General features: G+C 45.5%; 1 protein-coding gene. It reads right to left on the bottom strand.

What is annotated here, in order from left to right; translation table 11 throughout:
• A partial coding sequence (locus AC3WTI_RS15365) for a hypothetical protein (protein ID WP_492304376.1) occupies positions 1 to 224 on the bottom strand: 224 nt, incomplete at both ends.

Genomic DNA, 224 nt, shown 5'->3' with positions numbered 1-224 from the left:
GGTGCTTCTTCTTCAACTTGTTGTTCTTCTGCGACCGGTGCTTCCTCTTCAACTTGTTGTTCTTCTGCGACCGGTGCTTCTTCTTCAACTTGTTGTTCTTCTGCAATCGGTGCTTCCTTTACAACTTGTTGTTCTTCTGCAACCGGTGCTTCTTCTTCAACTTGTTGTTCTTCTGCGACTGGTGCTTCTTCTTCAACTTGTTGTTCTTCTGCAATCGGTGCTTC

It is taken from the genome of Bacillus sp. EB106-02-03-XG38 (assembly GCF_058792175.1).
Note: the sequence above shows the minus strand (reverse complement) of the source record. Positions and strands in the feature narration are given on the sequence as shown.